17 protein-coding genes are annotated in these 17354 nt (G+C 48.8%); 6 read left to right on the top strand and 11 right to left on the bottom strand.

Going from position 1 to position 17354, the window contains the following annotated elements; translation table 11 throughout:
* Position 1: 1 nt before the first annotated feature.
* Genes ACI0FF_RS05335 through gloB form a run of 4 tightly spaced genes read right to left on the bottom strand, consistent with a single transcriptional unit; the run spans position 2 to position 2076 of the window.
* Positions 2–199, bottom strand: coding sequence for a hypothetical protein (locus tag ACI0FF_RS05335; RefSeq protein ID WP_419799090.1), 198 nt, complete (start codon positions 197–199; stop codon positions 2–4).
* 45 nt (positions 200–244) lie between these two features.
* Complete coding sequence (locus ACI0FF_RS05330) at positions 245–670, bottom strand: cupin domain-containing protein (protein ID WP_419799089.1); 426 nt, start codon at positions 668–670, stop codon at positions 245–247.
* Positions 667–1272 carry a glutathione S-transferase gene (locus tag ACI0FF_RS05325; RefSeq protein WP_419799088.1) on the bottom strand — a complete coding sequence of 202 codons (606 nt, stop codon included), beginning with the start codon at positions 1270–1272 and terminating at the stop codon, positions 667–669. Before ACI0FF_RS05325 ends, ACI0FF_RS05330 begins: the two co-directional genes overlap by 4 nt.
* Positions 1273–1305: 33 nt before the next feature.
* Positions 1306–2076 (bottom strand): hydroxyacylglutathione hydrolase, encoded by a 771-nt coding sequence (gene gloB / locus ACI0FF_RS05320; protein WP_419799087.1) that lies wholly within the window; start codon positions 2074–2076, stop codon positions 1306–1308.
* Positions 2077–2230: 154 nt separating this feature from the next.
* On the opposite strand from gloB, the gene ACI0FF_RS05315 reads away from it, so the two are divergent.
* A complete protein-coding gene (locus tag ACI0FF_RS05315; RefSeq protein WP_419799086.1) occupies positions 2231–2995 on the top strand; it encodes a class I SAM-dependent methyltransferase in 765 nt (254 codons plus the stop codon).
* Here ACI0FF_RS05315 and metW read toward each other — a convergent pair.
* Together metW and metX are read right to left on the bottom strand one after the other, a co-directional pair.
* Positions 2992–3609 carry a methionine biosynthesis protein MetW gene (gene metW, locus ACI0FF_RS05310; protein ID WP_419799085.1) on the bottom strand — a complete coding sequence of 206 codons (618 nt, stop codon included), beginning with the start codon at positions 3607–3609 and terminating at the stop codon, positions 2992–2994. The two genes, ACI0FF_RS05315 and metW, sit on opposite strands and share 4 nt — an antisense overlap.
* Positions 3602–4777, bottom strand: coding sequence for a homoserine O-acetyltransferase MetX (gene metX / locus ACI0FF_RS05305; protein ID WP_419799084.1), 1176 nt, complete (start codon positions 4775–4777; stop codon positions 3602–3604). Before metX ends, metW begins: the two co-directional genes overlap by 8 nt.
* Before the next feature lie 143 nt (positions 4778–4920).
* On the opposite strand from metX, the gene ACI0FF_RS05300 reads away from it, so the two are divergent.
* The 5 genes from ACI0FF_RS05300 to ACI0FF_RS05280 all read left to right on the top strand — a co-directional run bounded on the left by ACI0FF_RS05300 (position 4921) and on the right by ACI0FF_RS05280 (position 10843).
* On the top strand, positions 4921–5781 hold the full coding sequence (locus ACI0FF_RS05300; protein WP_419799083.1) for a chorismate mutase: 861 nt from the start codon (positions 4921–4923) through the stop codon (positions 5779–5781).
* Positions 5782–5809: 28 nt separating this feature from the next.
* Positions 5810–6901 (top strand): histidinol-phosphate transaminase, encoded by a 1092-nt coding sequence (gene hisC / locus ACI0FF_RS05295; protein WP_419799082.1) that lies wholly within the window; start codon positions 5810–5812, stop codon positions 6899–6901.
* 2 nt (positions 6902–6903) lie between these two features.
* The gene (locus ACI0FF_RS05290; RefSeq protein WP_419799081.1) at positions 6904–7794 is read left to right on the top strand and encodes a prephenate/arogenate dehydrogenase family protein; all 891 of its coding nucleotides are present in this window, start codon (positions 6904–6906) and stop codon (positions 7792–7794) included.
* A gap of 252 nt (positions 7795–8046) precedes the next feature.
* The gene (locus tag ACI0FF_RS05285) at positions 8047–8976 is read left to right on the top strand and encodes a hypothetical protein (protein ID WP_419799080.1); all 930 of its coding nucleotides are present in this window, start codon (positions 8047–8049) and stop codon (positions 8974–8976) included.
* A gap of 10 nt (positions 8977–8986) precedes the next feature.
* Complete coding sequence (locus tag ACI0FF_RS05280) at positions 8987–10843, top strand: methyl-accepting chemotaxis protein (RefSeq protein ID WP_419799079.1); 1857 nt, start codon at positions 8987–8989, stop codon at positions 10841–10843.
* A 107-nt stretch (positions 10844–10950) separates the two neighbouring features.
* Here ACI0FF_RS05280 and ACI0FF_RS05275 read toward each other — a convergent pair whose 3' ends face one another.
* The 5 genes from ACI0FF_RS05275 to ACI0FF_RS05255 all read right to left on the bottom strand — a co-directional run bounded on the left by ACI0FF_RS05275 (position 10951) and on the right by ACI0FF_RS05255 (position 17293).
* Positions 10951–12354, bottom strand: a complete 1404-nt coding sequence (locus tag ACI0FF_RS05275) for a TRAP transporter large permease (protein WP_419799078.1) — start codon at positions 12352–12354, stop codon at positions 10951–10953.
* Between the two features lie 11 nt (positions 12355–12365).
* Positions 12366–12998 (bottom strand): TRAP transporter small permease subunit, encoded by a 633-nt coding sequence (locus ACI0FF_RS05270; protein ID WP_419799077.1) that lies wholly within the window; start codon positions 12996–12998, stop codon positions 12366–12368.
* A gap of 84 nt (positions 12999–13082) precedes the next feature.
* Positions 13083–14087 carry a TRAP transporter substrate-binding protein DctP gene (gene dctP, locus ACI0FF_RS05265; RefSeq protein ID WP_419799076.1) on the bottom strand — a complete coding sequence of 335 codons (1005 nt, stop codon included), beginning with the start codon at positions 14085–14087 and terminating at the stop codon, positions 13083–13085.
* Positions 14088–14222: 135 nt separating this feature from the next.
* Complete coding sequence (locus ACI0FF_RS05260) at positions 14223–15569, bottom strand: sigma-54-dependent transcriptional regulator (protein ID WP_419799075.1); 1347 nt, start codon at positions 15567–15569, stop codon at positions 14223–14225.
* Positions 15570–15574: 5 nt separating this feature from the next.
* Positions 15575–17293, bottom strand: coding sequence for an ATP-binding protein (locus ACI0FF_RS05255; RefSeq protein ID WP_419799074.1), 1719 nt, complete (start codon positions 17291–17293; stop codon positions 15575–15577).
* Positions 17294–17354 lie beyond the last annotated feature (61 nt).

Genomic DNA, 17354 nt, shown 5'->3' with positions numbered 1-17354 from the left:
CTCAATCCTCCTCGTTCAAGTCGATGGGGTCCAACATTTCATAATGACGCCGAATAATCAAAATCGCCGCCACAAGGATCAACCCGCCCCAGACACCAAACAGATAGACCAACAAGACAGGCACGCCAAAAAACGTGGTACTGCCCCCCCGATCAAACAAAGAAATCAATGCCGGGCTAAACAGCAAAGCGCCGAGCATACATAGCCCGACCAAGCGCTCCCTCGTTATACCCGGTCTTTGCATTTATCCATCTCCCGGTTGCCAAGTTGGCGCGGCCATTTCAAACCCTTCAAACTGAAAGGCCGGTGAAACCGTACAGCCAACTAAAGTCCATTCTCCCATGCTTTGTGCCGCCTGCCAGGCATCCTTTGGCACAACGCCTTGGGGGCGCTCCCCTTTAAAGATATCGGAACCCAATACAACCGTGTCGACCTTTTTTTCATCCAGACTGATAAAAAGCTTCAAAGGTGCCCCAGCATACCAATGCCAGATTTCAACCGCATCCACACGATGCCAATGCGATCTTTCCCCGGCTTTCAACAGATAATAAATCGCAGTACATGATCCACGCTCGCCCCCCTGGTCATCACGAAAGGTTTCGACATAATAGCCGCCTTCCGGGTGGGGTTGCAGACCTAACTGGGTAATAATACGATCCGCCTCGCTCATTCTTTCGGGGCCGTTTCAACCATAGACGGACGGGCGGAAAACACTTCGAACCATGCCGCCAGCTTTGGTCGGGTGGACAGAATTTTGTCATCCGGGAAACGAAAGTCAATCCAGCCTAAACAACAGGCCACCGTAATTTGGCCAATCGTTAATGGCCCGCCGGACAACTCGTCGATTTCCTGTTCCAGCGCATCCAGCCCGCGTTGAATAGAGGCCGCTTGACGATCAATCCAGCCTTGTGATTTTTCACCGTCCATACGACGGCCTTCCAACAGGCGCAATACACCCGCATCCAAAATACCATCCCCCAAAGCCTGAAAATGCAGTGCCTTCCAACGCGCCTTGCCCGGTGTAGGAAACAATACAACGCCCGGCACCAACGCATCCAAATATTCACAAATGACCGGAGAGTCATAAAGAACATATCCATCATCCAAGGTCAGTGCCGGAATTTTCCCAAGCGGATTTACATTGCCAATATCTGTAGCCGGATCCCACACCAATGTCGGTTCCAGTTCAATACGGTCCATCAAATCCAGTTCCTTCGCACAGACCAAAGCCTTACGGACATAAGGCGATGTGGCTGAATAACGCATTTTCATAGGATGACCCTTTCAGTGTTCAACGGAGACGACTTAAAAATTATCTTTTCGGTGACGGATTTCTGCAAAAACCTCGACGCTGTCTTTTCCCACCATATCCAAGGTCTTTTGCACCCCGGTTTCATCAGGGCGTAAAAAAGGGTTCGTTGCTTTTTCTATGCCCAACAGTGCTGGAATTGTTGGTTGGCCCTGTGCACGCAGGTCGTCAATTTCACGGGCGCGACTGATTAAGGCCGCGTTGTTCGGATCAATCGTCAGGGCAAACCGTGCGTTTGACTGGGTATATTCATGTGCGCAATAAACACGTGTTTCATCGGGTAACTGCTTTAATTTGGACAAGCTGTTCCACATCTGGGCCGGGGTTCCTTCAAACAAACGTCCACAGCCCAGGGCAAACAAGGTATCCCCACAGAAAAGGGCATGATCGTCTTCAAACCAAAACGCAATATGGCCACGGGTATGGCCCGGTACTTCAAACACATGGGCACGCGTACTGCCGAATTCAAAAACATCACCATCTTTCACGCCCATATCAATCCCGTCAATGCGCGCACGATCATTGTCCGCCCCGACGATTTGACATTCATACGCCTGTTTTAACGTCAGATTGCCCCCAATGTGATCATGGTGGTGATGGGTGTTCAAAATATGGGTCAAACGCCAACCCAGCTCATCAAGGCGACGTTTAACTGGTGCAGATTCGGCCGGATCAACACAGGCACAGGCTTGTGTCGCTGGATCATAAATCAAATAAACGTAGTTGTCGGATAAGACGGGAACTTGTTCAATTTGCAGTGAAGCCATCTTTCTTCCCTTGTATTTTTGATGTTGTTAAAACTATATCATGTCTTTGTGACGATACAACAATCACGTCTAAAACCTATCGACAGAGATGACAGTAAACGTTTTTGCCTTTAAACTTCTCTCTCTCTCGACTTACTCGCTCAGGATTTGCTTCATGTGGATGGATGCCGTTGATTTAAGGGATTTTTATTCCTCCGCCCTTGGCGGTGTGGCGCGCCGGATGATCCGGCGGCGTATCCGTGAAATGTGGCCTGATTGCAAAGGATCAACCATTTTGGGGTTGGGATATACAACCCCTTATCTGGGTCTTTTTAAAAGCGATGCGGGCCGCACTCTTGCCTTTATGCCATCCAGCCAAGGGGTTTTACACTGGCCCAACGAAAACAGATCATTAACCACTTTGGTCGATGAAGCAGATTTACCCCTGCCGGACCTGAGCGTTGATCGCGTTTTAATCGTTCATGCCGTTGAATGTTCCGAACAGTTACGCAACCTTCTGCGCGAGGTTTGGCGCGTCCTGAACGGATGCGGCAAAGTTTTGATCGTGGTCCCCAATCGTACAGGGATATGGGCGCGTATGGAACGCACCCCATTTGGCATGGGCCGTCCTTACTCGCCCCGCCAGATCAACAGTCTGTTGCGCGATACCATGTTTACGCCTCTGCATTCAGAACCGGCATTGTTTATCCCCCCCTCCAAATCACGCATGATTATGGGGTCTGCCTTGGCTTGGGAAAAAATCGGTTATCGTTTTTTTCCCGGTTTGGGTGGGGTCTGTCTGGTTGAAGCCACAAAACAAATTTATGCCGCCAATCCGCAACGTGTCGTAAAAACCAAACGAAAAACCATGATCGCCCTGCCCAGTCGGGAAAGCTGGCATACACGCCAAAACCACCCGCACAATACAGAAAAATCTTAATCTTTGCGTAACAGGAAAACAGCCTGTTCGCCCAGCAGGTTGGCAAAGAACAAATTGGTCCGAATGCGGTGCGCCTGTCCATCGGCATCCAGTGCTATGGAACGTTCGATCGTCACGCCCATCTCATCGCACATGACAATAAAATCCTTGATCGTGCAGAAATGGGTATTAGGTGAATTATACCATTGATAGGGCATGCTATCATTTACCGGCATACGCCCCTGAAAGAACAGATAACTACGTACCCGCCAATGGCCAAAATTAGGAAAGGACACAATGGCGCGCTTGCCCAAACGCAGCAAATCTTTGACAATTTGATCCGGGTGATGGGTCGCCTGTAACGTCTGGCTCAAAATAACAAAATCAAAACCGTTATCCGGGTAATATCCAAGGTCTTCCTCAGCATCACCTTGCACTACGGATAATCCCTTGGCAACACACGCATTTACGCCGTTGGGGCTGATTTCCAGTCCACGGCCACGCACGTCTTTTTCTTTGACCAGATATTCCAACAGTTGACCATCGCTGCACCCGACATCCAGAACACGTGCACCTGGTTCAATCATATCGGCAATAATTTGGAGATCGACACGAATTGCTTTTGCATTATTCATTAATCAATCCCCTTTTACGTGCCGCATCGTCCAAAAATCCGCGCATAACCCGCTCAAACGCCGGTTCTTCCAGCAAAAAGGCATCATGGCCTTTATCACTGACAACGTCCACATAAGACACATTGGCACCGGCCCCCGTTAAGCCACGCACGATCACCCGGCTTTCTTCCGGCAGATAATGCCAATCGGATGAAAAGGACACCACACAGAAACGAATTTCTGTCCCATTGAAAACATCGGCTAAACGGCCGCTGCCATGTGTGGTCGCCAAATCAAAATAATCCATCGCCCGTGTCACATACAAATATGAATTTGCATCGAAACGTTCGACAAAACTGTTGCCTTGATGGCGTAAATAACTTTCAATTTGGAAATCGGCTTCAAATCCGAAGGTTACTTTTTCACGATCTTGCAAACGTCGACCGAATTTTTGTGTCAAAGCCGCTTCCGACATATAGGTGATATGGGCCGCCATGCGTGCAACCGAAACGCCGCTGCGCGGTTTTTTACCTTCTTTCAGATAATGCCCGTCACACCAGTCCGGGTCTGCCATTATGGCCTGACGCCCAACTTCGTAAAAGGCAATATTCTGTGCACTATGCGTTGCCGCTGTTGCAATCGGCACACAAGAAAAAACCCGCGTTGGATAAGCCGCCGCCCATTCAAGCGCCTGCATCCCGCCCATTGACCCACCGACGACACTGAACAGCGTTTCAATTCCCATATCATCCAGCAACAAGGCCTGTGCACGCACCATATCGCCAATGGTAATCACGGGGAAGTCAACGCCCCACGGCTCGTTTGTTTCTGGGTTTAGCGCAGCAGGCCCGGTCGTTCCCATGCAGCCCCCCAACACATTCGTGCAAATGACAAAATAGCGATCTGTATCAATCGGCTTTCCCGGTCCAACCATAATCGACCACCAACCGGCTTTGCCCGTTACCGGATTAACACCGGCGACAAATTGATCCCCGGTTAAGGCATGCGTAACCAAAACAGCGTTGGATTTATCCGCATTTAAGGTGCCGTAGGTTTCATAAGCAATCGAGAAATTCGACAGCTCCGCCCCGCAATCCAAACGCATGGCCATATCCATACCCAAAGTCGCTTTTTGGGTGGGAAAATCGTCCTCATACGGATTATTGTTTGCGGTATCTGCGATGCTCATGATTCAATTTTTTCAAATAAATGTACTTTATAGATGGGATAGCTAGGCTTTTGAAAGGCAAACTGTCAATGTTTTCTTTGCCTTTCGCGCCCTTTCGGATTATTCCTAACAACAAATTTAGACGACAACATGGATTAGGCACGATGTCCGAAAACAGACTCGCAGAACTTAGAAAAGAAATTGATCGCATTGACGATGCCGTCCACGACCTGTTGATGGCACGTGCCCTTGTTGTCGAAGAAGTCCGCGCCGCCAAAGGCGCAGAAGGGATCAAGCTGCGCCCAGGCCGCGAGGCCGAAGTCCTGCGCCGCCTAATCGCACGCCACAGCGGGCCTTTCCCCAAAGGGGCCTTGGTCCGCATCTGGCGCGAGGTCATGTCGGCCTATCTTAAACTGCAAGGCCATCTCGCCATGGCTGTTTATATGCCGGAACCGGGGGCCGTTTACTGGGATTTGGCGCGCGATCAATATGGTTCGCAAACACCGATGACGTCTCATGCCTCGGTTCGTGGTGTGATCGGTGCGGTTAAAAACGGTGATGCGGCAATCGGTGTGTTGCCGGTTCCGACCATTTCCGATTCGGATCCTTGGTGGCGCCACCTTTATTCTCAGGCGGAAAACACCCCGCAAATTTTATCCCGTCTTCCGGTTGCACAAACTGAAAAAGTCCGTGGTACTTATGAAGAGGCCTTGATCATCGGCTTACCATCCGATGACCATACCGACAATGAACGATATTATACAGTGCTTGAATTTGATCAGGAAATTAGCATCCGCACGGTTGCAGCGCATTTTCAGGACAGTGACCTTAATGTTTCCGTCCACGGACACTGGCACGATGAGGCCATGCATGATCAATGGCTTTTCCTGATCGAAGCAGACTGTGTGCTGCATGAAGACACGAGCGAGGTTAAAAAGTTCCTCGACAAAAACGGTGCGTCTGTTAAAGGAATATTAAAGCTGGGCGGTTACGCCGTGCCCTTTAGCGCAGACGAACTCGCCTAAGCATAATTTCTAAATTGGGAAGTGAAAAATGGGTATCTTAACACCACGTCCAGGTATTATGGACATTACGCCATACAAAGGCGGTGAATCTGCAATCGAAGGTGTCGAACGCATCATCAAGCTGGCCTCCAACGAAGGTCCATTCGGCCCCGCCCCCAGCGCCATTACGGCGATGAAAGCCGCCGCAGATACCCAACATCGTTACCCCGATGGCGGCTGCACAGCCTTACGCCAAAAACTTGCTGCCAAATATCATCTGGACGCAGAACGCATCGTCTGCGGCGCAGGCTCGGACGAGTTGCTCGGCCTACTATGCCGTGCCTATGCCGGCCCCGGTGATGAAGTGCTTTATTCCGACCATGGTTTTCTGATGTACCCCATTGCAGCCAAAGCAACCGGGGCAACGCCTGTTACCGCAATGGAAACGGATTTAACCACCGATGTCGATGCCATGCTGGCTGCTGTAACAGATAAAACAAAAATTGTTTTTGTCGCCAACCCGAATAACCCGACAGGCACCTACATTCCAAAAACGGAAATGACCCGCCTGCGCAACGGTTTGCGCGATGATATCTTGCTTGTCATTGATGCGGCCTATGCCGAATTTATGACTGAAGACGATTATGAAGCCGGAATTGATCTGGTTGAAAAAACGCAAAACACCGTCATGACACGTACGTTCTCGAAAATGTACGGCCTGGGTGGTATTCGCCTTGGCTGGGCATACGGGTCTGCGGAAATCGCTGATGTGCTTAACCGTGCGCGTAACCCGTTCAATGTGACGGCTGTGGCCTTGGCTGCGGGTGAAGCCGCACTTGATGATGACTTGTTTGTTGCCAAAACCCGCAAACACAACACCCAATGGCTGCGTTGGACCGAAGAAGAGTGCCGTAAACTGGGGCTGACCTGTACAACCAGTTACGCCAACTTCGCCCTTGTTCGTTTCCCCCATCAAGAGGGGCATTCCTCGCGTGCTGCCGATGAATTCCTGCGTTCAAAAGGAATCATCGTTCGTGCGATGGCAGCCTATGGTCTGGGGGATTGTTTGCGTGTCTCCATCGGCACAGAAGATGAAATGAAAGCGTTTATGGGCGCTTTAACCGAATTTATGAGTAAATAACAATGTCCAAAGACGGCATCCTTTTTGATCGTATCACTTTTATCGGTATCGGCCTTATCGGGTCCTCCTTGGCGCGCAGCGTCAAAAAGACGGGAAGTGCTGCTCACATCACTGTATGCGACATCAATCAGGCCCATCGTGACAAAGCAGTCGAGCTGGGTTTTGCCGATGAAGCAAGCTGCGATTTTATTGCTGCGGTCAAGGATGCCGATCTTGTTATTATTTGCACACCTCCCGGCGTCTGCGGGGACGTAGCCGCCGCCTTTGCCCCCGGCCTGAAAGAAGGGGCAATTATCACAGATGTTGGCTCTGTCAAACAATCCATCATTCACGATGTCTGCCAGCATCTACCCGATGGTGTTCATTTTGTACCCGCACACCCGATCGCCGGAACAGAACATTCCGGTCCGGAAGCCGGGTTTGCCGAACTCTTCGATGGCCGATGGTTGATCCTGACCCCACCGGCAGGAACAGATGAAAACGCCATTGCCAAAGTCCGCGCCTTGTGGGAACGCGCAGGCTCTCAAATCGAAATTATGGATGCTCAGCATCACGATATGGTATTGGCTATTACCTCGCATCTGCCTCACCTGATTGCTTATACCATCGTGGGAACAGCTGATGATTTGGGAGAACATTTAAAGCAGGAAGTCATCAAATTTTCAGCTTCCGGCTTCCGCGATTTCACACGGATTGCAGCATCAGACCCTGTGATGTGGCGCGATGTCTTCTTAAACAATAAAGAAGCCGTTTTAGAGATTCTGCAGCGCTTCAGCGAAGATTTAACGTTTTTACAGCGTGCGATTCGATGGGGTGAAGGTGACAAACTGGAAGAACTGTTTAGCCGAACCCGCAAAATTCGCCGTGAAATCATCGAAGCCAAGCAAGCCTAAACCCTGCGTTTCAAATCCTGTGGGAATATATATATTGAGTTCATCCCTCAGTTAAATTCGAATTTTATTATAAATTAGTATTTATCCGTATAGACAATTTGAAGCACACAAAAAAATAGCGTACTGTTAACGACAAATATTTGAATGGGTTAACCCCATCAACAGGGATAAAAGAGTGCCCGAAGAGGCACCTAATTCCAAAACAAAGAAAGAAAGCCTCATAAAATGGGGCGTTAACAGCGGAGTCTTCAGATGCCTATACGTAACCACGTGTATCGTCTTGCCATATTCACTCTCACCCTATGGGTGAACGGCCTTGTCATTCATACAAGCCATGCCGAGACAATTACCCCAAATCAAGTCTATCAGGTCACAGAAGACGTTCTCGCACAGCTTGGACGTCTTCATGATGCAAGCCTAAGCATCCCAAACTTGATGAATGTCGATACAAACTTGCCTGAGCGTCAACCCCGTCATGTGCTGCAACAAGCCCTGAACGTGCGTTCCAAAATCCAGCTTCTTAAACGTGTGAACGGATTAGAACCCTCTGAAATTAAGGCCCCGGAAGTGAAAGAAGTCACGCCCGGCGATGTCTTGGTTCAGGTTCAGACGATCCTCAGCGAGCTAACCGAGTTTGACAAACCTTTCAATTTACCTCCCTTCAAAAAACAAGCAAAAGCCGTTGAAGGTAAAACACCAACAGATGTCTATCTAAACCTGTTGCGCGCACAAGAAATGATTGTGCAGTTGGGCATCCCCGACACCATTCCAAACGAAGTATTTAATAACGCGCTGTCCGTTTCCGAAGAAATTAAACTGGTTGCAGCGGCTTCAAATAAAAAAACAGACGTTGAACCGCCCTCTCCCTCCATTGGGAAAAAACCGGCAGATGCCTATAGTCTGGCTTACTATGCCTTGAAGGGATTGAAAGGACTGACCCGAAAGCCAGAATATAAAATTCCCAACGATATTGTGCTGCCGAAACGTAAAACCCGCAATATAACGCCCAGCGATGTGCAGCAATTGCTGCTTTTCTGCCTTGCAGAACTCTCTTCCATGAAAGTTGCCGTTGGGGCGACCACCCCGCTGATGATGCCTAAACCCGCCGCCGGTCAAACACCGACAACCGTGTTTGACCAACTTGGATTAGTCAATCGCCAGATACAGGCAATGGTGTGGTAAGGAGGACATTATGACAACAACAACAATCGATACAATTGAACAGGAAGCCTCCCCACAAACCAAACGGGGACTGGGAACAAAAATTATCCTTCTCGGGATTTTACCGGTTCTTTTTATGGCTGCCCTTAACCTCGGCGTCAGCTTTAAAACAGGTAATCTGTTTGAAAGCACCTTGGACAACCTCAATCAAAAGGCAGAAAATGCAGACAACTTGATGGAAGGCAGCATCAGTGTACAACGCAGCTTGACGAAGGTGCGAAATTCTTTTGCCGCCCTGACAAACTTTCATCAACGCAGCATTTTACAACGCGATAAGGTTGCCGTTTTCAAAACACGCGAAATGCGCACATCAATGGAAAATGTCTTTGTGCAACTTCAACAAGATGTCTCCGCATTGGGAAAAGCGATTCAACCCTCTATTGACGCGCACGAGACCCCCGCAAAGCGTGAACTCGCACAAAAACGCTTAAATTATCTGTTACGTACCGCAGATAATCTGCCACGCCTTTTTAAACTGTTTGCAGAGTCCAACGAACGCAGCCTTGTTTTTTTAGGGAACCAACGCGCTGATCAAGCCGCGAGCAATTTCATTTATGAAGAAGTCTCACGCCAACTCGTTATTCAAAATACCCTTGATCACAGTGCTGCAATTCTGACGGAACTTTTACTCGATACAAAAATTCAAGCCAATAAAGACCGTATCGGTGCAAAGCAAAATGCAATTGATGAATTAAGCGCAACTGAAAAACTGAATTACGGTATTCTCGCCGTTGTCTCAGCTGTGTTGATCCTGCTGACAATTATTTTTGCAACCAAGAAAATTTCCACACCTCTCGTTAATATGGTTCAGGCTATGGCCCGTTTAAGTAAAGGCGAACTGGATGTCGATATCCCTGAAAACCAGAAGGACGAAATTGGCGATATGGCAAGTGCCTTGGACGTTTTCAAACAAAACCTGATTGATACCCAACGCATGAGTGAAGAACGCGCGCTAGAACGCGAACGCGTGGCTGCAGAACAAAAAGAACAACGAGATACACTTGCCAACGAGTTTGAGAATAAAGTCGGTGAAGTTGTAAATTCCGTTGCCGCCTCTTCTACCCAATTGCAGTCAACGGCAAGGGATATGAGCGAAATTGCAGCTGCCAACCAGCAACGTGCAACAAGCGCAACCAACGCAGCAAACAACGCCACGACCAACGTTCATACCGTTTCTTCTGCAGCAGAAGAACTCAGTAATTCCATCAACGAAATTGCCCGTCAGGTTTCTGAATCTTCAACAATGGCTGCGCAAGCTGCCACACAAGCAGAAACCACCAATGTCACTATGCGCGACTTGGCAGAAGCCGCCAATAAGATCGGTGAAGTGATCAATTTAATCACAGATATTGCTGAACAAACCAACTTACTGGCCCTAAACGCCACCATTGAAGCCGCCCGCGCAGGCGAAGCCGGCAAAGGCTTTGCTGTTGTGGCCTCTGAAGTAAAGAACCTTGCCAATCAAACGGCAAAAGCAACGGATGAAATATCTCAACAGATCTCAACCATTCAAGGGACAACACAAAATGCTGTTGATGCCATTGATGAAGTTTCAAAGATGATCGACCATATGAACGAGGTTTCATCTGCTATTGCTGCCGCTGTTGAACAACAAGGTGCTGCAACACAGGAGATTGCATCAAACGTGGAACAAGCCGCCCACAGCACACAAGATGCCTCAAACGATATGGCACAAGTTTCACAAAGTGCCGAACGCAACGGTCAGGCCGCCAAAGACGTCCTTGATGCCGCCGAAGCCCTATCATCACAGTCAACGGTCTTACGCGAACAGGTTGATAGCTTCCTCGACCAAATCCGCAAAGGATAAGGATTTCCATCAACCCATCAAAAAAGCCACCTCAATGATTGAGGTGGCTTTTTTACAGAACTGACCCATCCTGAAATATTTAGACAGGCTGGAGATTACAATCTTCGCTATCCCGCCAAACTGGGGAGCCAAATCACAATAGACGGGAAGGCAATCAACAGTCCGATGGTTACTGCATCAGCAACGAAGAAGGGTGCCACACCACGGAAAACATCCTGAACAGTAAGATCATCACGCACACCGGCAACAACAAAACAGTTCAAGCCAATCGGTGGTGTAATCAAGCAAAACTCTGCCATTTTCACAACCAGAATACCGAACCAGACCGCACACATGGGACCGGACATCCCGAATGTACTTTCCGCTGCACTCACAGCTTCGCCGCCATTCAATGCCATAACCGCAGGGTAAACCACGGGCAGGGTCAACAGCAACATGCCGATCGCATCCATGAACATCCCCAGTACGGCATAAGCCAACAGGATCATAATCAGGATCAGCATGGGGGAATAATCAAGCGAGGTCACCCAATCGGAAAACGCACCGGGCAAGTCTGCAAACCCTAGGAAGCGCACGTAAATCAAAACGCCCCAGATAATCGTAAAGATCATCACAGACAGTTTCGCACTTTCAAGTAACGCATCTTTCAATTCTGCCCAACGCATGCCTTTAAACACAGCCATGCAGAACACAACGAATGCACCCAACGCACCGCCTTCTGTCGGTGTTCCCCAAGCATCCCCGCCAAACGGATTGTAGATAAAGACAACAATGATGAAGACAACAAAAACAATTGGTAACGACGGGGGCAAAGACGCAAAACGTTCTTTCCACGTATAACCGGATACCGGTGGGCCAAACCCTTTAATCGTTAAGGCCATACCGATGATCAATCCGCCGTAGATAAAGGCAGAAAACGCCCCGGGAATAAAGCCTGCAAGCAACAACTTGCCCACATCCTGTTCCACGATAATCGCATAAATAACCAGAATGGCCGAAGGCGGGATCAATGAGGCAAGTGTACCCCCTGCCGCCACCACACCGGCTGCGAATTTTTTGTCATAGCCAATTTTTAACATTTCAGGGATAGCTATGCGGGCAAACACAGCCGAGGTCGCAATGGATGCACCGGACACAGCCGCAAAACCGGCTGTTGCAAAAACAGTGGCAACGGCCAAACCGCCCGGCACCCACGCAATCCAGCGTTTTGCAGCCTCAAACAATGCCTTGGTCAATCCGGCGTAATAGGCCAGATAACCGATAAGAATAAATGTCGGGATAAGAGACAACGCCTGATTTGCCACCTTGGAATGCGGCACCTGACCGGCAATCTTGGCCGCAATCCCCAATGCCCATATAAAGGCCTCAGGATCATAGCCCTTTTTCGCCCAGAAAATCCAGACAAGGCCGACAAGACCGGCAAGACCGGCGGCAAAAGCCACCCGCATTCCCAGCACAACAAACACCAACAGACCGCCAGAAACGATCAAGCCAATTTCAATAGGTTCCATGATCTTTTCCTTTAGTCGTCGTGACCGGTTAAGTGACTGGCTTCGTTATTTGCCTGCGCTGCCACATCTTCAATCAAGGGCACTGCAACGGGTTCATCGGTCCCGCTGATCAACGCACTGCTAAAGCCCCACGCCTGAACAATCAGTTGTAGACATAAAACCGAAAATGCCACCGGCGCCAACAATTTGGCAGGCCATAACGGAATACCGATATCCATAGAGCTATCACGGCTCCACATCGGTGCACTAAAATCAAAACTGCGTTGGAAATGTTCCCAACTGCCCCAAACAATGAGTACCATCAAAGTCAGGATTGCAAGGGTCGTCACCAACTCTGCCGCATAAAGAACACGGCCTTTCAATTTCCCAACCACCATATCCATACGAATATGGCCGCCGTTTCGTTGTGTATAGGAAATGCCCATAAAGGCAAGCAGGGGCATTGCTTGTTCAATCCAATCAATATATCCCGGCAAAGGCTGATTGAAAAAGTTACGCCCACTGACGGATAAAACCGCCAAAATCATTAATGAAAAAACAGCCAGACCGCTGATCAGGGCTAAAAATTTCCCTATCTCATTCAGTTTTTGGTCTAAAAGGCTCAACAGGCTATCATCTGTAAGTACGCTTGCGTTCCCAGCCATGATCTCCTCCTTAAAAAAAGTTGCGAAAAAAGGGGGCGTCCGGGTCGAAGACGCCCCCTCTCGCTTGATCTCAAGCTGCTTGACTTACTTATCGATCATACCGGTAAAGAAATCATACAGTTCTTGAGCGGGGAGACCTTTGGCAGCGTTGTCCTTAATCCACTGATCCGCAGCAGGTGTAGCAACGGCTTTTTTCAAGTCTGCAATCGCTTGGTCAGAGAAAGTCACTTTCTCGATACCGCGTTCTTTCAAAAGCGGATCCCAACGTTTCATGGTTTTGTTGTTGTAGTTGTCAACATAGTAATCAAGTGCTTCGTCAACAGAACCAAGCAACGCATCACGGTAAGCCGGTTTCAGACCATTCAGCGCATCTGTGTTAACAACAACCGGGCAGTTAATTGTGCCGGGGTTCAAGTTTGTCGTCCACCATGTTGCTTTTTCAACAACACCGAATGCCATATGGGCATGTTGTGCAAAAGCAACGGCTTTAATAACGCCACCATCAAGGGCTTGACGCACTTCAGAAGCCGACATGGATGTCGGAACCGCGCCAACGGCCTTCATGGCTTGACCAATCCCGCCAGTTGCGCGAACCGCAAGACCGTTAAAATCATCCAGTGATTTCGGCGTGTCGCCCAAACCTGCAATGTTATATTGCGGCATTGGTGAGGGCATCAACAAGGTTGCATTCCAGCGCGCCAGATCTTTGACAACAGCCGGATGTTTGTAAAGTTCTTCGGACAGCTTACGTTCTTGATCCAAGGTAGACACACCAAGGAACGGCAGTTCCGCAACCGTCAAAGACGGGTTTTTATCACGGTGATAACCGGCACAGAATTGCGCCATTTCAAACGCGCCGATAGAAATACCATCAAGGTTTTCTTTGTTCTTAGACAGGCCGCCATAAGAAATGTTGAGTTTAAATTCACCGTTGGTTTTCTTGTCGACCAATTCAGCGATCTTTTCAACATGTTCGGTAAACGCGCGGCGCTTGCCCCACAAGGACACATTCCATTCTGTCGCCATTGCCTCACCGGCAAAAGAAAGAGCAACAGCAGTCAGGCACAATTTGCCAAGAATTTTCTTCATAAAATAATCTCCCAAAATGAACATCCTCCAGATGTCTCGGGAAATAAGATAATAAATCCGGCAAAAAATACGCATGAAGAAAACCGCAGGCTTGTGAACTTCCTCTGCGCGGAAATCCGCAAAGGACTAAACCGCTTATAACAAGGCGTTCTTATCCAAGCCCAGTTTCACAATTTTTTCATTCAATGTACGTCGTCCAATTCCTAAACTTTCCGCAACCGCATCCATCTTGCCTTTATGGGTACGGATGGCTTTGGCAACCAGTTCCCGTTCAAAGGCGGCAACCGCTTCACGCAAGGTATCAGGGACTTCTTCGACATCATGACTGGAATGGATCGCCTCGCCCACACTACCGCGCCCACGCCGCGCTGCCAAAATACGCCGTTCAGCAACATGGCGTAATTCGCGCACATTCCCCGGCCATTCATGCGTCATCAAGGCAGAGACATCATCGGCACTTAATTCCGGCGTACTGATTTCATAAACTGTGCTGTACTCATTTAAAAAATGAGAAAACAACATCACAATATCTGAACGCCTTTCGCGCAAGGTCGGTAAATTCAACATCAACGTATTCAAACGGTACAGCAAATCAGATCGAAAACGTCCTTGCGCGACGGCTGCCTCCATATCCTCATTCGAGGCTGACACAATCCGAATATCAACGGGTACCGGCTTGTCCGCACCGATCGGTGTAAATTCACGGGTTTCAATCACACGCAATAGCTTAGCTTGAATAGCTAAAGGACAAGCGGCAACTTCATCCAAAAACAAGGTGCCCCCGTCACTTGCCGCCAACATGCCTTTCACCTGTCCGACTTCACCAAACATGCTGCTTTCAAAATTCTCTTCCAAAATCGTAGCACAGTTTAAGACAGTGAACGGCCCTTTGGCGCGTACGCTCAAGTCATGCAAGGCACGGGCAACAACTTCTTTCCCCGTGCCTGTTTCCCCTAAAATCATGGCAGGCGCATCCAGATCGGCATAATCTAGGACATCTTCGCGCAGGATCTTAATCTCGTCGGTTTGCCCGATTAAAATACGATCCAATCCCGATAACATCGCAAGCCGGGCTTTCAAACGTTCCGTATCCTGTCCCATGCGGTGCTGTTCAGCCGCATGGCGGGCCACCGTCAACAAACGACGCGGATCAAATGGTTTTTCCAGAAAACTGTAAGCGCCTTTTTGCATGGCATCCACCGCCATGGGAATATCCCCATGGGCAGAGATCAAAACCACAGGGGCAGCATCTTCCTTGGTTTGCATATAATCCAGCAAAGCAAGCCCATCCATACCCGGCATGCGTACATCACTGAGGATGACATCCGGGCTGATATCGCGGACTTTTTCACAAAACAATTCTGCGCGAGCATAATTTTCGCATTGCCAACCCACCGATTCAAACAGATGGGTTAAAGAGTCGCGCATTTCGCGGTCATCATCGACAATGACAAGGGTATAAGTCGGATTTGCATCGACCATTGTTTTTAATCCTCCGCCCACAAGGGCAATTCAATTCGAAACGCTGCCCCCTTGATTTGACGATTGCGTGCAGCCATTCGCCCACCATGTTCTTTCACAATTTCACTGGAAATGGCAAGCCCCAGCCCTAAACCTTCCCCCGAAGCCCGCGTGGTTACAAAGGGTTCCTGCAATTCTTCCAGCGTGGCTTTTCCCAATCCCGCGCCTGTATCAAAAACGTCCACACAGGCTTGTGCGTTTTCAATACTAAGCTGAACCGTTAATACCCGTTCCTCGCCCGCCTCCATCGCATTTAAGGCATTTCGCATCAAATTGGTCAAAACCTGTTCCAAACGCAAACGATTGGCATGCACCATCACCGCCGTGTTGGGCACAATTCGCTTATAACTAATCGCATTACTGACAAAATCCGGCTGCAACAATTCTTCGGCCCCTTTCAGAACATCACGCATATCGACGGCCTCAAAAGTTTCAGACCCCGGCTTGGCAAAAAATTTAAGCTGCTTGGTAATATTTTCCATACGCAGGGCAAGACCTGTCATCTTCTGCATAAACCCCGTTGCCGGTGGGTTTGGCGACATCTCTGCTGCTGTCAAATAATTGCGCATCGCCGCCAAGGGTTGCCCCAATTCATGGGTTACCGATACCGCCAACTGCCCTAACGCTGCCAAGCGGCTGGCACGTGCCAATTCATTTTGTGTGGTTTTCAAACGTTTTTCGGCGACTTTACGTTCTTCGATTTCCACAGCCAGACGTCTATTGGCTTCGCGCATTACCGCAGAATCAGCCTGTGATTCGCGCAAGGCTTCGCCGATACGGACTGTGCGGCGAAACTGGACAACCGCAAACACAATGGTCAAAATGACAAAGGCTGAAATCAAGGTCAGCCATGTTTTTTCCTGCACCGGATCCTGGCTGGCAAAAAAGTACAATGTCCAATTTCGGCTATCCATTTCCTCCGTCACCAAAAGAAAATGATTGCCTTCGACCATGACCTGATTTTCATTCCAAATGCGCCAGTTCAATTCATTTAACGGTTCATTTGCAAACTGGCGTTCTTCCTGAATTTCCTGCCTGCGTTTTTTGGCAATGGGAAACATCGCCCGATAGCGCCAGTTAGGGTTTGACGACAGCAAAACCACACTGTCTTTATTGCCCAGCAAAACCTGTTCATCAGAATCAATCCATAAATTTTCCAGCTGTCCAAAATTCAGTTTCAGTGCAATCACACCAATAACCTGTCCCTGCACATTGCGCACGGGCTCGGAAATAAACAAACCGGGCAATTTGGTCGTCGCCCCAATGCCGTAAAACTCGCCATGATTTCCAGCCAATGCATCTTTAAAATAGGGACGGAATGCATAATTTTGCCCGATGTAACTGGTTGTGCTGGCATAGTTCGAAGACGATACCGTCAATCCGGTCGTATCCATCAAATAAATGGCCTCTACCCCCGATTGATCGGCAAATTTCGCCAATCTTTCATTCAGTCGACCGCCCCCCTCACCAGACAGGGCCGAAATTACATATGGGTCTTGCGACAACACAAAAGGAAAATAAACAAACCGTTCAATCTCACTCAGCAACGAGCTTTTGTATAACGACAGTCGCCCACTGGCTTTTCTAATTTCTTCAGATTTGAAATAGGAAAAAGAAACATAATACATGCCATAAGACAGGACGGCCAAGGCAACAATAAACAGCAATAAAAAGCGTGGGCGCATTTCTTTTTCCAATTCGTTTGCGTGCGCGGATGATAAATCAATCCAATCCTTTAGACAAACA

Source organism: Terasakiella sp. 4MB5A, assembly GCF_050058155.1.
Lineage (GTDB): Bacteria > Pseudomonadota > Alphaproteobacteria > Rhodospirillales > Terasakiellaceae > Terasakiella > Terasakiella halodenitrificans.
The sequence above is the reverse complement of the archived record's forward strand: the minus strand, read 5'-3'. Positions and strand labels throughout refer to the sequence as shown.

What these genes read in the sequence shown, in the direction of transcription:
- ACI0FF_RS05335 (WP_419799090.1), bottom strand. Translation starts at nt 199, where the DNA reads ATGCTCGGCGCTTTGCTGTTTAGCCCGGCATTGATTTCTTTGTTTGAT.
- ACI0FF_RS05330 (WP_419799089.1), bottom strand. Translation starts at nt 670, where the DNA reads ATGAGCGAGGCGGATCGTATTATTACCCAGTTAGGTCTGCAACCCCAC.
- ACI0FF_RS05325 (WP_419799088.1), bottom strand. Translation starts at nt 1,272, where the DNA reads ATGAAAATGCGTTATTCAGCCACATCGCCTTATGTCCGTAAGGCTTTG.
- gloB (WP_419799087.1), bottom strand. Translation starts at nt 2,076, where the DNA reads ATGGCTTCACTGCAAATTGAACAAGTTCCCGTCTTATCCGACAACTAC.
- ACI0FF_RS05315 (WP_419799086.1), top strand. Translation starts at nt 2,231, where the DNA reads ATGTGGATGGATGCCGTTGATTTAAGGGATTTTTATTCCTCCGCCCTT.
- metW (WP_419799085.1), bottom strand. Translation starts at nt 3,609, where the DNA reads ATGAATAATGCAAAAGCAATTCGTGTCGATCTCCAAATTATTGCCGAT.
- metX (WP_419799084.1), bottom strand. Translation starts at nt 4,777, where the DNA reads ATGAGCATCGCAGATACCGCAAACAATAATCCGTATGAGGACGATTTT.
- ACI0FF_RS05300 (WP_419799083.1), top strand. Translation starts at nt 4,921, where the DNA reads ATGTCCGAAAACAGACTCGCAGAACTTAGAAAAGAAATTGATCGCATT.
- hisC (WP_419799082.1), top strand. Translation starts at nt 5,810, where the DNA reads ATGGGTATCTTAACACCACGTCCAGGTATTATGGACATTACGCCATAC.
- ACI0FF_RS05290 (WP_419799081.1), top strand. Translation starts at nt 6,904, where the DNA reads ATGTCCAAAGACGGCATCCTTTTTGATCGTATCACTTTTATCGGTATC.
- ACI0FF_RS05285 (WP_419799080.1), top strand. Translation starts at nt 8,047, where the DNA reads ATGCCTATACGTAACCACGTGTATCGTCTTGCCATATTCACTCTCACC.
- ACI0FF_RS05280 (WP_419799079.1), top strand. Translation starts at nt 8,987, where the DNA reads ATGACAACAACAACAATCGATACAATTGAACAGGAAGCCTCCCCACAA.
- ACI0FF_RS05275 (WP_419799078.1), bottom strand. Translation starts at nt 12,354, where the DNA reads ATGGAACCTATTGAAATTGGCTTGATCGTTTCTGGCGGTCTGTTGGTG.
- ACI0FF_RS05270 (WP_419799077.1), bottom strand. Translation starts at nt 12,998, where the DNA reads ATGGCTGGGAACGCAAGCGTACTTACAGATGATAGCCTGTTGAGCCTT.
- dctP (WP_419799076.1), bottom strand. Translation starts at nt 14,087, where the DNA reads ATGAAGAAAATTCTTGGCAAATTGTGCCTGACTGCTGTTGCTCTTTCT.
- ACI0FF_RS05260 (WP_419799075.1), bottom strand. Translation starts at nt 15,569, where the DNA reads ATGGTCGATGCAAATCCGACTTATACCCTTGTCATTGTCGATGATGAC.
- ACI0FF_RS05255 (WP_419799074.1), bottom strand. Translation starts at nt 17,293, where the DNA reads ATGCGCCCACGCTTTTTATTGCTGTTTATTGTTGCCTTGGCCGTCCTG.